General features: G+C 40.4%; 17 protein-coding genes and 5 pseudogenes. 2 read left to right on the top strand and 20 right to left on the bottom strand.

What is annotated here, in order from left to right; all coding sequences use genetic code 11:
• Nucleotides 1-53: 53 nt before the first annotated feature.
• Nucleotides 54-575, top strand: a complete 522-nt coding sequence (locus RCG23_RS20110) for a DUF309 domain-containing protein (RefSeq protein WP_308177096.1) — start codon at nt 54-56, stop codon at nt 573-575.
• Nucleotides 576-577: 2 nt separating this feature from the next.
• Here RCG23_RS20110 and RCG23_RS20105 read toward each other — a convergent pair.
• Nucleotides 578-948, bottom strand: a pseudogene (locus RCG23_RS20105) (GNAT family N-acetyltransferase).
• 512 nt (nt 949-1,460) lie between these two features.
• On the opposite strand from RCG23_RS20105, the gene RCG23_RS20100 reads away from it, so the two are divergent.
• A complete protein-coding gene (locus tag RCG23_RS20100) occupies nt 1,461-2,324 on the top strand; it encodes a DUF1002 domain-containing protein (RefSeq protein WP_374049770.1) in 864 nt (287 codons plus the stop codon).
• A gap of 54 nt (nt 2,325-2,378) precedes the next feature.
• On the opposite strand, the pseudogene lysA reads toward RCG23_RS20100, so the two are convergent.
• The 19 genes and pseudogenes from lysA to RCG23_RS20005 form a co-directional block, all read right to left on the bottom strand.
• Nucleotides 2,379-3,666, bottom strand: a pseudogene (gene lysA, locus RCG23_RS20095) (diaminopimelate decarboxylase).
• Between the two features lie 146 nt (nt 3,667-3,812).
• Entirely contained in the window at nt 3,813-5,291 is a 1,479-nt protein-coding gene (locus tag RCG23_RS20090) for a spore germination protein (protein WP_308177094.1), read from the bottom strand.
• Entirely contained in the window at nt 5,279-5,854 is a 576-nt protein-coding gene (locus RCG23_RS20085; protein ID WP_308177093.1) for a stage V sporulation protein SpoVABEA, read from the bottom strand. Before RCG23_RS20085 ends, RCG23_RS20090 begins: the two co-directional genes overlap by 13 nt.
• Nucleotides 5,855-5,893: 39 nt before the next feature.
• The gene (locus tag RCG23_RS20080) at nt 5,894-6,316 is read right to left on the bottom strand and encodes a stage V sporulation protein AB (RefSeq protein ID WP_308177092.1); all 423 of its coding nucleotides are present in this window, start codon (nt 6,314-6,316) and stop codon (nt 5,894-5,896) included.
• Entirely contained in the window at nt 6,306-6,926 is a 621-nt protein-coding gene (locus RCG23_RS20075) for a stage V sporulation protein AA (protein ID WP_308177091.1), read from the bottom strand. Before RCG23_RS20075 ends, RCG23_RS20080 begins: the two co-directional genes overlap by 11 nt.
• 225 nt (nt 6,927-7,151) lie before the next feature.
• A complete protein-coding gene (sigF, locus tag RCG23_RS20070) occupies nt 7,152-7,910 on the bottom strand; it encodes an RNA polymerase sporulation sigma factor SigF (protein ID WP_308177090.1) in 759 nt (252 codons plus the stop codon).
• Nucleotides 7,911-7,922: 12 nt separating this feature from the next.
• Nucleotides 7,923-8,363 carry an anti-sigma F factor gene (gene spoIIAB / locus RCG23_RS20065; RefSeq protein ID WP_308177089.1) on the bottom strand — a complete coding sequence of 147 codons (441 nt, stop codon included), beginning with the start codon at nt 8,361-8,363 and terminating at the stop codon, nt 7,923-7,925.
• A 2-nt stretch (nt 8,364-8,365) separates the two neighbouring features.
• On the bottom strand, nt 8,366-8,716 hold the full coding sequence (spoIIAA, locus tag RCG23_RS20060; protein ID WP_308177088.1) for an anti-sigma F factor antagonist: 351 nt from the start codon (nt 8,714-8,716) through the stop codon (nt 8,366-8,368).
• Nucleotides 8,717-8,885: 169 nt separating this feature from the next.
• A complete protein-coding gene (locus tag RCG23_RS20055) occupies nt 8,886-10,055 on the bottom strand; it encodes a D-alanyl-D-alanine carboxypeptidase family protein (protein ID WP_308177087.1) in 1,170 nt (389 codons plus the stop codon).
• A gap of 118 nt (nt 10,056-10,173) precedes the next feature.
• Nucleotides 10,174-11,475: pseudogene (locus RCG23_RS20050) on the bottom strand (pyrimidine-nucleoside phosphorylase).
• Nucleotides 11,476-11,508: 33 nt separating this feature from the next.
• Complete coding sequence (locus tag RCG23_RS20045) at nt 11,509-11,817, bottom strand: phosphorylase family protein (RefSeq protein WP_308177086.1); 309 nt, start codon at nt 11,815-11,817, stop codon at nt 11,509-11,511.
• Nucleotides 11,774-12,328: a phosphorylase family protein gene (locus RCG23_RS20040; protein ID WP_308177085.1), complete on the bottom strand. Its 555-nt coding sequence runs from the start codon at nt 12,326-12,328 to the stop codon at nt 11,774-11,776. Before RCG23_RS20040 ends, RCG23_RS20045 begins: the two co-directional genes overlap by 44 nt.
• A gap of 13 nt (nt 12,329-12,341) precedes the next feature.
• Nucleotides 12,342-13,526 carry a phosphopentomutase gene (deoB, locus tag RCG23_RS20035; RefSeq protein WP_308177084.1) on the bottom strand — a complete coding sequence of 395 codons (1,185 nt, stop codon included), beginning with the start codon at nt 13,524-13,526 and terminating at the stop codon, nt 12,342-12,344.
• Between the two features lie 208 nt (nt 13,527-13,734).
• Nucleotides 13,735-14,627 (bottom strand): annotated as a pseudogene (gene xerD, locus RCG23_RS20030) (site-specific tyrosine recombinase XerD).
• Between the two features lie 7 nt (nt 14,628-14,634).
• Nucleotides 14,635-14,862, bottom strand: coding sequence for a YqzK family protein (locus tag RCG23_RS20025; protein WP_308177083.1), 228 nt, complete (start codon nt 14,860-14,862; stop codon nt 14,635-14,637).
• A 474-nt stretch (nt 14,863-15,336) separates the two neighbouring features.
• Entirely contained in the window at nt 15,337-15,801 is a 465-nt protein-coding gene (locus RCG23_RS20020; protein ID WP_308177082.1) for a ferric iron uptake transcriptional regulator, read from the bottom strand.
• 111 nt (nt 15,802-15,912) lie between these two features.
• Nucleotides 15,913-16,524 carry a stage II sporulation protein M gene (gene spoIIM / locus RCG23_RS20015; protein ID WP_308180122.1) on the bottom strand — a complete coding sequence of 204 codons (612 nt, stop codon included), beginning with the start codon at nt 16,522-16,524 and terminating at the stop codon, nt 15,913-15,915.
• Nucleotides 16,525-16,714: 190 nt separating this feature from the next.
• Nucleotides 16,715-17,877: pseudogene (locus RCG23_RS20010) on the bottom strand (endonuclease Q family protein).
• Complete coding sequence (locus RCG23_RS20005) at nt 17,874-18,425, bottom strand: NUDIX hydrolase (RefSeq protein WP_308177081.1); 552 nt, start codon at nt 18,423-18,425, stop codon at nt 17,874-17,876. Before RCG23_RS20005 ends, RCG23_RS20010 begins: the two are co-directional and overlap by 4 nt.
• Nucleotides 18,426-18,434 lie beyond the last annotated feature (9 nt).

Below are 18,434 nucleotides of genomic sequence, written 5' to 3'. Positions count from 1 at the left end.
TAGCACTCATATGGTTATGCTACACTATACATACTTATGGGGGAGGCTAAAGGATGTATCCCAATGAATTTATTAAATATTTAATGCATTTTCATGGAGACCACGATTATTTTGAATGCCACGAAATTCTTGAAGAATACTGGAAAAAGGTTGACTCAGGTAATAAAGAATCGATTTGGGTTGGTTTTATCCTTCTTGCAGTTTCCCTTTATCACCATCGGCGCGGCAACTTCAAGGGCGCAATCAGAACTATGGAAAAAGCCTCTAAGATCTTTTTAACCCAAATTGAAGCTATCCGTCGATTAGGTATAGAGGACAGCCTATTGCTTGGCGAAATGAATAATCGTCTATCTTCAATGCATTTAAAAGTAGGCTATACCAACTTTAAAATTCCTTTAAAGGACCCCGAATTAAACATTCTTTGCATTTCCATTTGCAAACAGCATGACATGGTATGGTGCGATGATGGCTTGCCCCCAAATCATATCATTAACCGTCACAGTTCAAGAGACAGAAGTGATGTGATTAAAGAAAGAGAACTTGCACTGAGAGAAAAAAGTAAAGGCAGCGAATAAAATTATTCGCTGCCTTTTTCTGTATCTCCATCATTCAAACTGCATTTTTCAATGAAAGGTGCAGTGCTTTCGCTTGCTCTTATCTGTTTATCAGGAAACATGTCATGCACTTAACCATGTTTTTGCCAATCCCTTGGTAGCGGTAAGATGGATTGACAGAAATGTGCTGGACCTCGTATATGTCAGGTGAGACGGATAACAAACCTAGAAGGCCAATGATATCTTCCTCTTTCCAAAGAAAAAGATGCCAATCTTCTTCGGTTTCATATTGTTTCATTGTGTTCTGAAGTTTTTTCAAATCCTTTTCGCTAGGCATAAAGGATAGTAAACCCATTGCAATTTTCTCAAAAGCTTTTTTATAACGAATTAACATATTGATCCCTCATTATTTCAAATAAAACAAACGAAAAATTTTTTAATAACCTATTTTTCCCTAAATCAGCCGTATATTAAACATCGGTTGCAGTTTTTATTTTATTATATGTTTTGGAAGCTTAATGTTTCGTTACTCAACATCATACCTAATTATGAGTAATTCATCAAACTTATTATCAGGTTCCTCTAAAAACAAGAAATAAGATATATAGAATGCCCCACATTAAAGCGATGCCAAAAATGATGCCAAAAAGGGCCCAGTTGTTAGTTTTCATTCCTATGAGTACCCCCAATAATACATGTAAAGGACTTGCACTAATGTCCTCCATTCTACACTAAATAAAAAAATTAATCCATCATCTCTTTTAAGTGCGGTTCTCTCTTCTAATTGAGTAAAAACTTGAAATTCCTCAATAAAAATAACATTATTATATGTGGTTTACTTTAATAGCCACGTTGGGAAAAATAAGGTAATGGGATAAAACTTTTAAGACCATAAGGAGAATGTACATGAAAAAATTGATATTATTTTTAACATTAACTCTCATGTTATTGCTGCCAATCCACAGTTTTGCTGATATGGCTGAAGGCGACATGATTGTCACACTCGGAGAGAATTTAACTGACCAGCAAAAAAATAACCTTTTATCCGAAATGAACGCTCCTAAGGATGTACAAATCATTACCGTTTCTAACCAGGAAGAACATAAGTATCTGGGTAGATACGTATCAAATTCGTTGATTGGAACGAAGGCGCTTTCCTCTTCTGCCATTACCATCGCGCCAAAAGGAAATGGAGTTTCGGTAAAAACGAAAAATATCACCTGGGTTACAGATGAAATGTATGTCAATGCTCTTATAACTGCGGGGGTCAAGGACGCTAAAATATATATTACTGCACCTGTCTCTGTATCAGGGACTGCCGCATTAACCGGAATCATAAAAGCTTATGAAATCTCAGCCGACAAAACGATTCCTGAGGATGTTAAGCAGGCAGCGAATGAGGAAATGGTCCAGACCGCAAAGCTCGGTGATAGTATCGGCCAGGAGAATGCGGCAGCGTTAATTGCTAAAATAAAAGAAGATGTTGCCAAAAACAAACCGAAAAATGATCAAGAGCTTCGCAACATTATTGAACAGGCCGCAAAGGAATTAAAGGTTAATCTAACAGAGCAGGAAATTCAAAAACTAATGGATCTTTTTAATAAGCTTAAAGACTTAAATATTGACTGGAATCAGGTTGGAGATCAGCTCAACAAAGCAAAGGACCGCATCTCGAAATTCCTGTCCTCAGAAGAAGGACAGAGCTTTCTGGAAAAATTAAAAGAGTTTTTTATCAGCCTCATTGATGCCATTAAATCATTGTTTAAATAAAAGAAAAGCCCTGCTGCACTTTATTAAAGTGAGCAGGGCTTTTTCAAATATTTACTACAATCGCAGATCGTTTCGAATCATGTCCTCATACGTTTCCCTTTTGACAACAAGGGTTGACTCCCCATTTTCAACAAATACGACTGCAGCCGGGGCAGGCGGTTATAATTGTTTGACATGGAATAGCCGTATGCACCAGTAGAAAACACGGCCAAAATATCCTTTTCCCCTGGTTCTGGAATTGGAAGGTCCCAAATCAGCATATCGCCTGATTCACAGGCCTTTCCGGCAATTGACACAATATCACTGGAAGGAGCAAGCGGCTTATTGGCAAAAACAGCTTCATATTTCGCCTGATATAATGCCTGCCTGATATTATCACTCATTCCCCCGTCGACTGCCAGATATTTTCTGACGCCGGGAACATCCTTAGATGATCCCACACTATAGAGGGTAATACCTGCATCTCCAACAAGAGAGCGGCTGGTTCGATCCAGATTTCAGGCATTTTCATAGAATAGGATTCGGCAAGATGTTTAACCTCTCCAATAATTTCTTCAACATATTGTGATGGAGGGATTGGCTCGTCTTCTTTTGTATAGCGAATTCCAAATCCCCCTCCTAAATTTAGTACCTTTGATTCGAATGAAATTTCTTTTTTCCATAAATCCAGCTTTTCAAATATCTTTTGGGCTGCCAGCAGGAAACCGGTTGTTTCAAATATTTGCGATCCAATATGACAATGGATTCCTAAAACATTAAACCATTTTGAATTAAGGGCCTGCTTTAAAGCCATTTCTGCCTGCCCATTTTGAAGGTCAAAGCCAAATTTAGAGTCTTCCTGCCCGGTGAGAATGTAATCATGTGTATGGGCTTCAATACCAGGCGTTATCCTTAAAAGAATATTGACCACTGCATTTTTTTCTGAGCAGATCTCGTTTAATAATCTCATTTCAAAGAAATTGTCGACTACTATACAGCCAATTTTATTATCGATAGCCATTTCCAATTCTTCTCGGCTTTTATTATTGCCGTGAAAATGTATTCGATCAGCAGGAAATTCAGCAGCTAATGCAGTATATAATTCCCCTCCGGAAACAACATCAAGTGAGAGGCCCTCCTGATCGGCTAGCTGCACCATCGCCACCGTCGAAAAAGCTTTGCTTGCATAGGCGACTTGGGCGGTGATATTTTTTTTCTTGAAGGTATCTTTAAATCCCCTCGCCCTTTCTCTAATAAGCTCTACATCATATACATAAAGAGGGGTACCAAACTCCTGTGCCAGCTCTACCGCATCTGTTCCCCCAATTTCTAAATGTCCTTTTTCATTCACCTTTACTGTCATTTTCAGCAACCCTTCCCCGTAATCCATTTAAAAACAATAGACAGAATCCCCGAAAGAAACTGTCTAGTTTGATTCCTTTATCCCTTTATTAAATTAAAATTACTTTATCATACAAGGCAGTTATTCCGCAATTGAATATTTTCTGTTTATGGATTATGCGGCTGCCGGTAGCGGTTTCTTGGATGGACGATGCTTGGACGGATTTTTGATCCTGGAACAGTCCTTCGAATTAGGATCTGCAAAAATGCTTTTGGCTCGAAAGGGAGGAGGCGAAAATAGGGTGTATTCAAAACCCTAGTATTAACCATTAACATAAAGAAAAGGGTACATCCAATAATGAAACCTGGTGCGTGAAATAAGGATACAAATATCATCAACGTTAGCCTTGTAATTTTATTAGCGACACTTAATTCATAGCTCGGTGTCGTAAAGGTACCAATACCTGCGACCGCTACATAAAGGATTACTTCTGGAACAAATAATCCAACATCAATGGCTATTTGTCCGATTAACACGGCAGCAATTAAACCCATTGCCGTCGATAGCGGTGTTGGCGTATGGATTGCTGCCATTCTTAAAAACTCAATCCCCATATCGGCGAGGAATAATTGAATTATGATTGGGATGTTGGTTTGTTCATTTGGTCCTATAAAAGCAATTTTTTCAGGCAGCATCGAGGGCTCCAGCACAAACAGAAGCCAAAGCGGCAACAAAAAGAGCGAAGATAATACCCCTAAAAATCGGGTCCAGCGAACGAACGTCCCAACTGCAGGAGATTGCCTGTATTCTTCCGCATGCTGCACATGGTGAAAATAAGTTGTCGGCGTAATGATTACACTTGGAGAAGTATCAACATATATAATGACGTGGCCTTCCAGAATATGCGCAGCCGCGACGTCCGCTCTTTCTGTATACCTTACAAGGGGATATGGATTAAACCCCTGCTTTAATAGGAATTCCTCGATGGTTTTATCTGCCATTGGTATTCCATCATTTTTTATATTTTTAATCTCTTTTCTAATAATTTCTATTAAATCAGGGTCAGCCACATCTTCAAGATAACCAAGTGCCACGTCAGTTTTAGAACGTACACCAACCTTCATTATTTCAAAGCGCAGGCGTTCATCACGGATTCTTCTTCTTGTCAGAGCGGTATTGAGAATAATATTTTCTACAAAGCCATCCCGTGAACCCCTTACCACTTTTTCGGTGTCTGGTTCCTGAGGATTTCTTCCGGGATAACTTCTGACATCGACTATTAGTGCTGTTCCTGCCCCTTCAACCACAACCGCGATTAAACCGGAAAGTACCTGAACAGTCATATCATCAAATGTTTTGATCAGCTGGACAGATTGATTGACGAGGCGATTTTCAACTATTTTAAATAAATCGGCCGATAATTTTTCATGGTCGTTTATGCCGACCAATTCTTCTATAATCTCAATGACAAAACGGGTATCGCATAATCCGTTTACATAGTAGATATGAACGTCTTTTCGTAGAATTTTTAGCTTCCTCACACCCAGATCGAAGCTTTTACCCAATCCGACTCTTTGTTTCATGTAATTTTCAATTTCTTGGACGGACTCCGGAATCGGCCATTTTTGTTTTCCTATATCTTCCATTCATACCCGCTCCTTTCTAATATTAGTTCTACTGCTTTTTTTGTTATCGGAGAACCACGGTCAAAATGGTCGCGCCTGGCCATTTTTCCAATATCACCAATCCCTACAACAATCGGTACATCCAATTCATCAAGGCAGTATACCGTATCACCGTTTATTCGCCCTAACTCAAGTTCAGGAACCCCGAATTTATCGACTCCATATGGAGTAAGATTTCCATCTCTGTCAATGCATACATCGACTTTCGTCCACTCTTCCTGCCTGGTTTTAGAAGCAACTGCAATAATTCCAAGCACTTCAATGTCCTTATGCTGTGCAACATATTTTAAAGCCATTTCGCCTGATCCTTCCCCTAACTGGCCGCTGTCGTCAAACATGACTAAAACAGGATCTTGCTCAGCTTTATTAATCAGCTTAATCAGCTGCGGCGCTGATAACACCGTTGGATTTCCATGCGAATGCGAAATGCAGCGCCCCCCTATTTCAGCCGCTACATGTTCGATTGCTCTTCTTGCATAATCATCTCCATCAGTAATGAGAATTACCCGCCGCCTTTTGCTCATCCTATTTTGTTCCTTTCATTTGTATTGTTATTTATGGTCTTATTTATCAATAAAATAAACCCATTGAAAGATTGATCCAAATATTTTTCCCAGTACAATTGCCATTAAAAGCGTGACAATTTCTCCATCAAGGCCGATGCGTTTCGCCAAAATAGGAAGCACATTTAATACCTCTGTTAAAGCCGCTGCCAGCAACCCTACATATACTCCTCCTGCTAAACCTAACGGAATTAAAAAATAAGGGTGAATTCCCAGCGTTGGATCTCTTAAGCTTGCGAGAATGCCTGACATAACTCCAATCACTACCGCCCATTCGTACCAGTGAATCATCTTCATTGTTTTGCTTAGCTGTGTGAGCCGTGGAATAACGCCAAGAACTGTAAGAAATGCAACAAACCCAGCTCCAACTGCGAGCCCGCCAGAAAAGCCAACAAATGCAACAAATAGAATTTTAATGATCATCGATATGCTTTATGCTTTCTTTGTTTTCATGAATAATGACGTAATTATCCAAATCCTGCTGATAGTTGAACATTTCTACTTCCAATGGGCTCGGCTCTTCATTAATCCTCTTGCGAAACACATGATTAAAAAATAAAATCATTCCCAACCCTATACCTATCGAATAGGGTATTTGAAAAAGATAAGGTTTTGGTTCTGTCCTTCCAGTAATAATAGTAAATATCTTTTCCTGAACGCTTCGCATGCTGACATCATCATGGAAATTCATGATCGCAAGTGCTGACCCAAAAAATAATAAAAACCATATTAAAAGAAAAAAAGGAATCGAAACTCCTTTTTTCTTATAAATGACCTCAATAATCGTCTGGGCAGGACCAATTGTCTGAATTTCTGCTTCCGGAAAAACATGTGAAATTTCCCCGATCACTTTCATGACGTCAATGATAACAATGCTCTGGTCCTTTTGTGATACTTGGTGAACAGTCAAATTTTGAAGGGACTGAAGCATTTCCTCCGGTGCGATAATTTGTGCTATATCTTTTAAGATGACTTTTTCGTCCGGACGAACCTGAACACGCTGACGCATGCGAAGGTAGATTGTTTTTTCCAAAACATTCACTTCCCACACATTGATTTCCTCGTATAAGTAGTATGAGTTAAATAAAATTTTTCATGAAATCCAAAAAATGGGTTATTTGTACTTTCTTATAAAAAGGCTCTGTTAACGTATAGTGTTGATTTTTTTAGTAAATGCGGCGAAATTGCTCCCTTACAATAATCAATAGCCAGTATCGTTTAACAGAGCCAAAAAAAAACAAAAAAAGCCGTATGGATTTTATATATCCATACGACTTTTCATTTGCTGCAGTATCTTTTTTTCCAGCCTTGATACCTGAACCTGCGAAATTCCAAGCCTAACCGCTACCTCAGATTGAGTCTGATCTTTATAGTAACGCAAATAGACAATCAGCCTTTCACGTTCATCCAATTCAAGAATCGCTTCCTTTAATGCAATTTTATCAAACCATTTCCCGTTATTCCCATCATCAATTTGATCAAGGAGCGTAATAGGGTCACCATCATTTTCATAAACCGTTTCATGAATGGAGGTTGGTGTCCTGCTCGCCTCCTGGGCTAAAACCACATCTTCAGGGGACATGCCAAGATGCTCTGATATTTCAGTAACGGTCGGAATCCTTCCAAAGACTTTTGATAATTCATCCTTAGCTTTTCGAATTCGATTACCCATTTCCTTTAATGAACGGCTTACCTTGACTGTTCCATCATCGCGGATAAATCGTTGGATTTCTCCAATTATCATCGGTACAGCATAGGTGGAAAATTTCACATCATAGGAAAGATCAAATTTGTCTACTGATTTTAACAGTCCTATACACCCAATTTGAAAAAGATCATCAGGGTCATATCCCCTGTTCAGGAAACGCTGTACCACTGACCAGACAAGGCGCATATTCCGCTCTACGATTAAATCTCTGGCTTCCTGGCTCCCCTGCTGGCTTTTTTTGATGAGTTCCTTTACCTCATGATCCTTTAAATATGTTTCTTTATGATCGTTTTTGACCTCCACATCCATCGGCAAGTCTCCTTAATTGCAAAGCATTTTGCTCGTTGACAAATGCTTACGTAATCTTATTTCGGTTCCTGTGCCAGGTTGTGAATGAACCTCTACCTCATCCATAAAATTTTCCATGATGGTAAAACCCATACCGGAGCGTTCTAAATCCGGCTTCGTTGTAAACAATGGCTGACGAGCTTCTTCCACATCTGCAATCCCTGATCCATTATCTTTAATGGACAGTTCAATCATTCCATCCTCAATGGACACGCTGATATAAACAATACCCTCCGGATCATTTTCATAGCCGTGGATAATCGCGTTCGTTACACCTTCAGATACAACTGTTTTGATTTCAGTCAATTCATCCATGGTTGGATCAAGCTGGGCAATAAATGCAGCCACCGTAACCCTTGCAAACGACTCATTTTGACTTAAAGCACTGAATTGAAGATTCATCTCATTCTTCACTATCAGGCAACCCCCAATCTTTGCAAAGCATATTCTTCTGACGGTTCCATGCCAATAATTTTAAACATGCCCGACATATCAAATAATCTCTGAATGGCTGGGGAAATTGCGCATACTACCATTTCACCATGCTGCTGCTTTATTTGTTTATATCTTCCCAAAATAACTCCCAAACCTGAACTATCCATAAAAGATAGCTGTTCCAGATTCATGACAATATGGCGAATTTGATACTTTTCAATTGTCACTGTTGCTTTTTCACGGAGTTCATCAGCCGTATGATGGTCTAATTCACCGCTTAAACGAATGCATAAAACGTCATGTTTAATTTCCATTTCAATGTTAAGACTCACTATCCCAAGCCTCCTTAATCTGGTATAGTGAGTCAATTCTCTAAAGGTACAATAATATCCTTCCATTGAGACAAAACTAGTGGACATTCGCTAAAAGAAGCGGCTATTTCATGCATTTCGACATTGGACTCATTCTTTTGGGTTATCAGGTTAATCCAATGAATAATTTTTATTCGCCAGCTTTTGTAAACATTCCAAACGCACGTTTATAAAGGGTCCACCAGCTGGCTTCCTTAACATTCTTTTTCGCGACAAGAGGGCTTTCCATTAAAACCTTACCATCTTTGATTAGCTGAATTTCTCCCACCTTATCCCCTTTTTCAATTGGAGCCTGCAGGTTCTTCATTAGAATAATTTTCTTCTTAATCTTTTCGGTTTTCTCGCCTTTTTTGGTTAATAAGGATATAGGCTCACTTGTAACGGCATCGACATTTTTAGTACTTCCTTTGCTGATTGCCGCTTTTCCTACTGGGTAATTCCTCTTGAACATGGGATGTGTTTGATACTGGCTGAAAGCATAATCAAGCATCTTTGTCACCTGTGCATTACGCTCTTTGGACGTTGGCGCCCCAAATACTACAGCAATAACGCGCATACCATCTTTTTGAGCAGTTGCTGTCAGGCAGTATTTTGCTTCAGAAGTGAATCCGGTTTTTAGACCATCTACACCTGGATAAAAACGGACCAGCTTATTCGTGTTTACGAGCCAGAATTTTTTATCCGTATTTTCACGCAAATATGCCTCATACATTCCAGTGAATTTGGTAATGTCCTCATATTTTAATAATTCTTTTGCCATTATGGCCATATCATGGGCAGTGCTGTAATGCCCGCCTACAGGCAGTCCTGTAGTGTTTTTAAAGACTGTATTCTTAAGGCCTAATTCTTTTACTTTTTTATTCATCATTTTTACAAATGATGGCTCTGATCCGGCAATTCTTTCCGCCATGGCAACAGAAGCATCATTGCCTGAGCCAATCGCGATTCCCCTCAGCATTTCCTTCACTGTCATTTCTTCTCCTGGCTCAAGAAATATCTGTGAACCACCCATTGAAGCTGCATATTCGCTTGCCCTTACTTTATCATTCCAGGAAAGCTTTCCTTTATCAATGGATTCCATGATCAGAAGCATCGTCATAATTTTCGTCATACTGGCAGGAGGAAGCTTTTCATTGCTGTTTTTGTCGTATAGGACCTTTCCTGTATCGCGTTCAATCAAAATAGCTGATTTTACATTACTGACGAGATCACCATCCTTGTTTTCCTTAGCAAAAACAGATGGAATCCATAAGGCTGAAAGCAAACAAGATGCTATCAATATTGAGACGATTCGTTTCATTCGCATAACCCTCCATTCTTTATAGCCTCCATTTTTTCCAAAAAGACCGTTTTTATACAATATTTGCCTTAAACTAACAGAAAAAAGCCCGGGAATGTATCCGCATGGCTAATGGTTGTTATTCAGTAATTTCCTCGTGGATTAAGATTGGAGCATCCACTTTTGTTGACGAGATGGTGATATTATTATACAGCTTTTCCTTTACTACATTAACGTTCTCGAAATTGCTGTAAATGGTAACGAGGGATTCGCCTTTTTTCACTTCGTCACCGATTTTCTTGCGAAGGACTAGACCCACGGCAAGGTCAATAACAGATTCCTTTGTTGCACGTCCTGCCCTAGAATCATTGCTGCTGTTCCCACTTCGTCCGCAACGATTTCAGCAACATAACCGTCTTCTTTTGCTTCAAGTTCAAATGTATATTGAGCTTGCGGCAATTTTGACGGATCATCAACAATAGAAGCATCCCCACCCTGCGAGCTTAGGAACACTTTAAGCTTCTCTAGAGCTGAACCATCCTTAATTGCTTTTTCAAGCATTTCACGCGCTTCTTTTAAAGAGGATGCTTTTTTTGCCAGGTATACCATATGGCTGCCCAGCGTCAGGCATAGCTCTGTTAAATCTTCCGGCCTTCACCCTTCAGAGTATCAATTGCTTCTTTTACTTCAAGAGCATTTCCGATTGCATAGCCAAGCGGCTGGCTCATATCGGATATAACAGCCATTGTCCTTCTTCCGACGTTGTTGCCGATTCGGACCATTGCTTTGGCAAGCTCTCTTGAATCATCCAGCGTTTTCATGAATGCTCCTGCACCTGTCTTTACATCAAGGACAATCGCATCAGCACCCGCAGCTATTTTTTTGCTCATGATTGAACCGGCAATAAGGGGAATGCTGTCAACTGTAGCAGTAACGTCTCTCAATGCGTACAGTTTTTTATCGGCAGGAGTTAAATTTCCGCTTTGACCAATAACAGCAATCTTGTTTTTATTAACTAGCTCTATGAACTCTTCATTTTCAATCTCTACATGGAAGCCTTCAACTGATTCCAGTTTGTCAATTGTGCCGCCTGTATGGCCAGCTACGGCGCAGACATTTTTGCAACAGGAACATCAAGTGCTGCTACAAGCGGTCCAAGTACTAGTGTCGTGGTGTCGCCTACTCCTCCGGTTGAATGCTTATCCACCTTAATTCCTTCAATTTGGGATAAGTCAATTTGATCTCCGGAATTGACCATTGCCATCGTCAAGTCTGCTCTTTCCTGCTCGGTCATTCCTTTAAAGAAAATAGCCATGGTAAAAGCGCTAATTTGATAATCCGGTATGGATCCATCCGTATAGCCGTTTATAATAAAATTAATCTCTTCTGTTGTCAGTTCAAGACCGTCTCTCTTTTTCTCAATCAAGTCAACCATTCTCATCATTATCACCACTTTACTAGGAATAAAAACAAATTATTTAGAGAGGTTTCTAACCAATTCCTTCACATATTTAAGGAAGTCAGCTTTAACTTTCTCCGTTGTTTCAATAACTTCATCATGCGTTAGCGGCTGGTCGAGGATTCCCGAAGCCATGTTTGAAATACAGGAAATCCCCAATACCCTTAAGCCTGAATGGCGCGCAACGATAACTTCCGGAACAGTAGACATTCCAACAGCATCCCCGCCCATCACTCTAATCATCCGAACCTCTGCCGGAGTTTCATAGACTGGTCCGGTATTACCAACATATACGCCTTCCTGGACCTTGATATTGAGGCGCATGCCACTTCTTTCGCCATGGTGCGGAGTTCTTTTGAATATGCCTCTGACATATCAGGAAAACGCACGCCAAGACGGGAATCGTTCGGCCAATCAATGGATTTGATCCCATGTTATTAATATGATCTGAAATAATCATTAAATCCCCAGCTGAAAAACCTTCATTCACACCGCCAGCAGCATTTGTAACAATAAGAGTATCCACTCCAAGCTCCTTCATAACGCGGACAGGGAATGTTACTTTATCAAAGGAATAGCCTTCATAATAATGGAAGCGTCCTTGCATGGCCACGACCTCTACTCCATTCAGCAATCCAAATACGAGCTGTCCCGCATGTCCTTCAACCGTTGAAACCGGGAAATCAGGAATATCGCCATATGGAATTTTAACCGGATTTTCGATTTCGTCTGCTAATACACCAAGTCCGGAGCCGAGAATAAGCCCAATTTTCGGTGTGTTGTTATACTTTTCTTTTAAAAAGGCTGTTGCCCCCTGAATTTTCTCAACATTCATTTTTATCCCTCTTTTACTTAATCTCTTTTAAAAAGCTTTTTCCGAACTCAGGCATAGTGACATTAAAGTTTTCAGCGACAGTTGCACCAATATCAGCAAATGTTTCTCGGATAGGAAGTTCTTCTCCCTTTGCCATTCCTTTAGAATAAACCAGCAAAGGAACATATTCGCGTGTATGGTCTGTTCCAGGATGAACCGGATCATTACCGTGGTCTGCCGTAATGATTAATAGATCGTCTTCCTTCATCTTTGAAAATACTTCCGTTAAGCGCGCATCATATTCTTCCAATGCTTTTCCATATCCCTCAGGATCACGACGATGACCAAACAGGGCATCAAAATCGACAAGATTCAGGAAGCTCAATCCAGTGAAGTCCATATCAAGAGTTTGCAGAAGTTTATCCATTCCGTCCATGTTAGAAACTGTTCTAAGCGATTGCGTGACACCCTCGCCGTCATAAATGTCGGAAATTTTCCCAATCGCAATAACATCAAGGCCTGCGTCCTTTAGATCATTCATAACTGTGCGGCGAAATGGTTTTAACGCGTAATCATGTCGATTGGCAGTTCTTTTAAAATTGCCCGGTTCGCCCAGGAACGGCGTTGCAATTACCCGGCCTACCATATATTTTTCATCCAGTGTCAATTCGCGTGCGATTTTGCAGATTTTATATTGTTCCTCAATTGGAATAATCTCTTCGTGTGCAGCAATCTGCAGCACGGAATCAGCGGATGTGTAGACAATGAGTGCACCAGTTTTCATATGCTCCTCACCAAGCTCGTCAAGAATTTCTGTACCGCTTGCTGGCTTGTTGCCGATAATCTTTCTGCCGCTGCGGCTTTCAAGTTCTGCAATCAGTTCAGGCGGAAAACCGTCTGGAAAAACGCGGAACGGTGTTTGGATATTCAAACCCATGATTTCCCAATGCCCTGTCATTGTATCTTTTCCGTTGGAAGCTTCCTGCATTTTTGTGTAATATGCGAGTGGCTTGCCAGCTTTCTCAATTCCGCCTATTTCCCTGATATTACTGAGCCCAAGCTTCCCCATATTTGGCATGTTGAGCCCGTTCATTCTTTCAGCAATATGCCCGAATGTATCCGATCCTTTATCACCAAATTTTTCAGCATCAGGCGCTTCGCCAATCCCTACTGAGTCCATGACAATCAAAAAGATTCTTTTATATGTAGCAGAAGTCATTTTTTCTCCTCCTTATTGATAGAAACTGAAAACGTTTACATACAAATAAAATTTACAACAATATGTTACCCTCTTTGCTTGCGGTTAACCAAAATATGTTTATTAATACGTCAGAAGTCTGACATCTCTATTTTACTAAAAGTTTTAGAAATTACAAGAAATAGCTGCCAAGAATTTATGGCAGCTTTTCGACATTTCTAGCAGACTATTAAGCTCTCGGATGAAATTGGCGATAAACGTCCTTCAGCCTTGTTTTCGTAACATGCGTGTAGATCTGGGTAGTCGAAATATCAGCATGTCCCAGCATTTCCTGCACAGCTCTTAAATCAGCTCCATTTTCCAGCAGATGGGTGGCAAAGGAATGGCGAAGAGTATGCGGAGTCAATTCTTTTTGAATTCCTGCTTCACTGGCCAGCTTTTTTAATATCTTCCAAAAGCCCTGTCTGGTTAGCCTCTTTCCGTGCAGATTCAAAAATAGGGCGTCTTCTCTGTGCTTTTTTGAAACAAACTCTGGCCTTCCCCTGTCTAAATATTCCTGGATGGCGGCTGAAGCGGTACGGCCAATGGAATAATTCTTTCTTTATTCCCTTTTCCAATACAACGGACAAACCCCATCGTTAAATGGACATCCCCCATATTTAACCCAATAAGCTCACTGACACGGATACCAGTCGCATATAAAAGCTCCAGCATCGCTCTGTCCCTAAAGCCGAAATGATTCTTGAGCTTTGGTGATGCAAGCAGCGTTTCCACTTCTTCCAGGCTAAGGACCTTCGGAAGCGACCTTTCCATTTGCGGGGATTCTATATGGACTGAAGGATCATGATCTACAGCTTTGTCTCTTAGTAAAAATTGATGGAACGACCTGATAGATGCAACATGCCTCGCTTGAGTTTTCGCCGATTTACCCTGTTCCTTTAAATGCCCGAGAAAGTGGACAATATGGACGCGCTGGACATCATTTAGTCCAGGGACAGCTTCAACATTTTTCAAATAGTGTATATAGCTCTTTAAATCACGTTCATAAGAAACGATCGTATTCTTTGCAAGTCCTTTTTCTACAATTAAAAAATGCATGAAATCCTTTAAATGATCTTCCACGGCTGCATTACTCCCCATTTAAATAAAACAATAATAGCCTGTCAAACCAGGAAGAACTATCTTCTTTTACCGCATTGGATACTTTTATCGCGGAGCCCTCCGGTTCGTCATAGCGGTGGTAATTTTGATACTCTTCGTTCATCCACATGATACCATAGTAAAAAAGGATCGTGCATCCCGTAAACAAAATAAACACTTTTAAAGTTTGAAGCACCATTTTCAAAAAAGAAAACACTCCGCTTTCCCCCAAACCGTCATAGGAATAGCTTTTGCACGCTGTATCAGGTGCTTAAGCTAAACATTCTTAATAAAAGGTATGCCAATTTGGACAAGAATTATACCTTTCGGGGGTGATTCTTTATTTTTGACTGTTTTCGTATACTTGGTTGCTATATAAGGAGTAGTTGATTTCCACTCCAGGATGCTCGCTTTCCGCGGGGCGGGCGGTAAGCCTCCTCGGCGCACAGCGCCTGTGGGGTCTCACCTGTCCCGCTGCTCCCGCAGGACGTTGAATCAGCTTCCTAGAATCAACACCGCACGAAGGAAATGCGATACATTTTCGAGGATCTCGCACCTTCCGCTCCAATCAACTTCTTTTTCAACGGTGTGCTTTTAATAACCTATTTGCAAAACAACAATCTTTTAGAAAATAGCCTTATTTTTATATAAAAATAAAAACCTTTTCATCTAGAAAAGGCTTTTCTTTACGTTATTCTGTTGGTTCTTCTGTTGCGTCCTTTTCCTGGCAGCGATAGCAAATACCATGGAAAGTCAGGCGGTGATCCTTGATTTTGAAATTCCAGTCACGTTCGACAATTGCCTCAACATCTTCAAGAAGATCATCCTGAATCTCATCCACCGCACCGCATTCAATACATACGAGGTGATGATGGAAATGTGCGGCACCTTCCTGCCTGAGGTCATAACGGGAAACCCCGTCACCAAAGTTGATTTTGTCTACAATTTTTAATTCAGTTAATAATTCCAAAGTCCGATAAACGGTTGCAAGCCCAATTTCAGGCGATTTTTCCTTAACGAGGAGGTATACATCTTCAGCACTTAAATGATCCTCTTCATTTTCCAGTAAAACTCGAACGGTAGCTTCCCGTTGGGGCGTCAGCTTATAGCTCGAGGAATGCAACAGCTTCTTAATTCTTTCAATTCTAGTCTCCATCCCGTGGTCCCTCCCTCGCTACTGTTAATTCTCATTATAGCAGAAGGAAAGAGAGATTCAAACTAAAATAATTATAAAGAAGATAGAATAATTAATATTAAATAATAATGATTATAATTTATTTCCTGCATGTACAATCGCCTTCATTAAGCCAGGTGATAGATATGCTTCAATAGCTGATGCAGCTGAAATAAAGATGATCGCGAACAGCAGGGCAACAATATATCTTTGAAATAATGGCATGATGGGCTGACCGATTTTTTTCATAAATTGCCTGCTGATCATCTTTAATGAAAAAGAAACCGATATGGCTGCCATGATGATAAATACTGGAATAATAATTAGGTTCTGAGGGAGAATGGAAACAAATGCGAGGAGAAATCCATTCCAGCCCATCTGATTGACAAGGAAACCAACGGTAAAGCCAATCACCATACCCTTAATAAAAAGGAGAATAAGTATGATTGGAAGTCCTATGATTGAGATTCCAAGAATCCACATTAGCCCAATAAATTTGCTGTTATGAAAAAAGCTTTGTAAAAACAAATCCTGATCAGCCGCGACTTTACCGCTGGAAATCTGACCGAAAAACTGTGACAAATAATAGAATAGATCCTCCTTCTGTGTCAGGCTCATACTATTAACCACCACGGCCCAAAGATGACACCCATCAAGAAGAGGACAATAACAAACAAAAAAATTGAGGAATGCTCTCGAAAATATGTGGCTGCGACGTTCTGGTACATACGTTTCTTCATTCCGTTTCCTCCTACAGCTAAGTTAGTACATTGTATGCCTGTCCTTTTGTTGTATGACAAAAAGATGGGTAAAGATTGGAGGACAAAAAAAAACCGGTTCCCATTTTTCATGGCAAACCGGTTTCGCATTTTTTAGGGATTTTCACTTAAAAAATTTATTCTATCGTTACTTTACCGTATTTACCGCCACCGCCTGCAGCCAGATTTAACATTCCAGCTCTTGCTCTCATGATCAAATCAGCAATTTTCATGGGAACGACCTGCTTCATTGCTTCATAAGGAACTTCATGCAGCACATCCATTTCAGTGCCGAAATGCTGCAGCAATTTATCAAGCATTTTCGGTCCTAAACCAGGTATAAATTCAAGCGGTACCTGGTGGATATAGGGCGGTCTCCATGCACCTTCTCCGCCGTCTTCAATTCTCTAATACGGTCGGAAACGCCTTTAATCGTTTTGGCATTTCCACATTTTTCACATACCCTGGTTTCTGGATCTATTGTCTCCATGCACTCAATACAAACTGTTTTATGGTACTTACCAAGCATAGGGTCCAAGCCATAATTCGCAACAATTCCCCTTCCGTCCACCCTTTTCAATGCTTTTTCCAGTTCGGCAAATGTCGGCTCTTCCATCTGAATCACTTGATATTCCCGGGCAATTTTTGCAAGCGAATGGGCATCTGAATTCGTCAGGTATGTGTATTGATGAAGTTCTTCTAATCCGTCAGCCATTAAAGTATCGGAGCTTAATCCAAGCTCAACCCCATCAATCAGCTCAGGGTCAAACACCTCGGTTAATGTCCGATTTACCCCTTTTCCAAACAGGCTTTTAAATGGGGTGAAAATATGAGCTGGAATAAATAACCCGCCTAATTCTTTGACCACTTTTTGGAGGGCAATGCCTGTCACATATATTCTCTGCGAACTCAATTGAATATTTTTCAAATGGCCGGCAAGCCAGGCTGAAAAAGCCTTCATGATGGAGAGCGTTGGAAAAAAGCAAAGCACATGAATTGGACCCTTGCAATTTTCATCATAAATTTCAAGTTCAGACCCAAGGAGAATCGTTAAGTCCCCGAAAATCAGTCCCCCATTCGGATGCTCACTGATATCACCACGCAAAATGCGCTCCTCCATCTCTAGAATGACTTCTGGCGAATGGCTGTCAATTATCCCAATCATATTCAGCCCTTTTTCATTTCTTGCATGGTCGATAATATTTGAGAATGTCAGTGTTTTTGACCCTGTGATTTTTACCGGTTTCCCTGAAGCAGTTCGTCCTATGTGGATGTGAAGATCTGCGTAATATCGATTCATTTTTTCGATAAGGCCTCTTGTAGCTGTAAGTATTGAACAGCATAGATAGTTTTCGCATCATATATTTTTTGTTCTTTCATATATTGCAAAGCTTCCTCAAGGGTCAGTTCTTCTAGATTTACAAATTCATCTTCATCAGGAGCTGCCGCATTCTCTTTTTGTTTAAGTCCTTTTGCTACATATAAATGGACAATTTCGTCAGCAAAGCCAGGCGAAGTATAAAAAGAAACGAGCAACTCGATGCTCTCACATTCGTAGCCTGTTTCTTCCTCCAGCTCACGACGCGCACAAACCGACGGTTCTTCGCCTTTTTCCAGTTTCCCTGCCGGTATTTCAACAATTGTTCTTTCAAGTGCTTTTCGGTATTGCTCTACCATTACAATTTTATTTTCATCCGTTACTGCCACTACAGCGACTGCTCCCGGGTGTTTAATGATTTCACGTTTAGAGGTTTTTCCATTTGGAAGTTCGACGTCCTGCAGCTGCAGGCTGATTATTTTACCAGAATATATTTCCTCGGTATGTAATGTTTTTTCCTCAAGGCTCATTTCCCTCAC

The sequence above is a fragment of the Neobacillus sp. PS3-34 genome (assembly GCF_030915465.1).
GTDB lineage: Bacteria > Bacillota > Bacilli > Bacillales > Cytobacillaceae > Neobacillus_A.
The sequence above is the reverse complement of the archived record's forward strand: the minus strand, read 5'-3'. Positions and strand labels throughout refer to the sequence as shown.

Coding starts and splice junctions, on each gene's coding strand:
- RCG23_RS20040 (WP_308177085.1), bottom strand. CDS start 12,328: ATGAATGTTGAGAAAATTCAGGGGGCAACAGCCTTTTTAAAAGAAAAG.
- RCG23_RS20045 (WP_308177086.1), bottom strand. CDS start 11,817: ATGCGCCTCAATATCAAGGTCCAGGAAGGCGTATATGTTGGTAATACC.
- RCG23_RS20080 (WP_308177092.1), bottom strand. CDS start 6,316: ATGATCATTAAAATTCTATTTGTTGCATTTGTTGGCTTTTCTGGCGGG.
- RCG23_RS20005 (WP_308177081.1), bottom strand. CDS start 18,425: ATGAGCCTTGAGGAAAAAACATTACATACCGAGGAAATATATTCTGGT.
- RCG23_RS20110 (WP_308177096.1), top strand. CDS start 54: ATGTATCCCAATGAATTTATTAAATATTTAATGCATTTTCATGGAGAC.
- sigF (WP_308177090.1), bottom strand. CDS start 7,910: ATGGATGTGGAGGTCAAAAACGATCATAAAGAAACATATTTAAAGGAT.
- RCG23_RS20085 (WP_308177093.1), bottom strand. CDS start 5,854: ATGAGCAAAAGGCGGCGGGTAATTCTCATTACTGATGGAGATGATTAT.
- RCG23_RS20020 (WP_308177082.1), bottom strand. CDS start 15,801: ATGGAGACTAGAATTGAAAGAATTAAGAAGCTGTTGCATTCCTCGAGC.
- RCG23_RS20100 (WP_374049770.1), top strand. CDS start 1,461: ATGAAAAAATTGATATTATTTTTAACATTAACTCTCATGTTATTGCTG.
- deoB (WP_308177084.1), bottom strand. CDS start 13,526: ATGACTTCTGCTACATATAAAAGAATCTTTTTGATTGTCATGGACTCA.
- RCG23_RS20090 (WP_308177094.1), bottom strand. CDS start 5,291: ATGGAAGATATAGGAAAACAAAAATGGCCGATTCCGGAGTCCGTCCAA.
- RCG23_RS20055 (WP_308177087.1), bottom strand. CDS start 10,055: ATGAAACGAATCGTCTCAATATTGATAGCATCTTGTTTGCTTTCAGCC.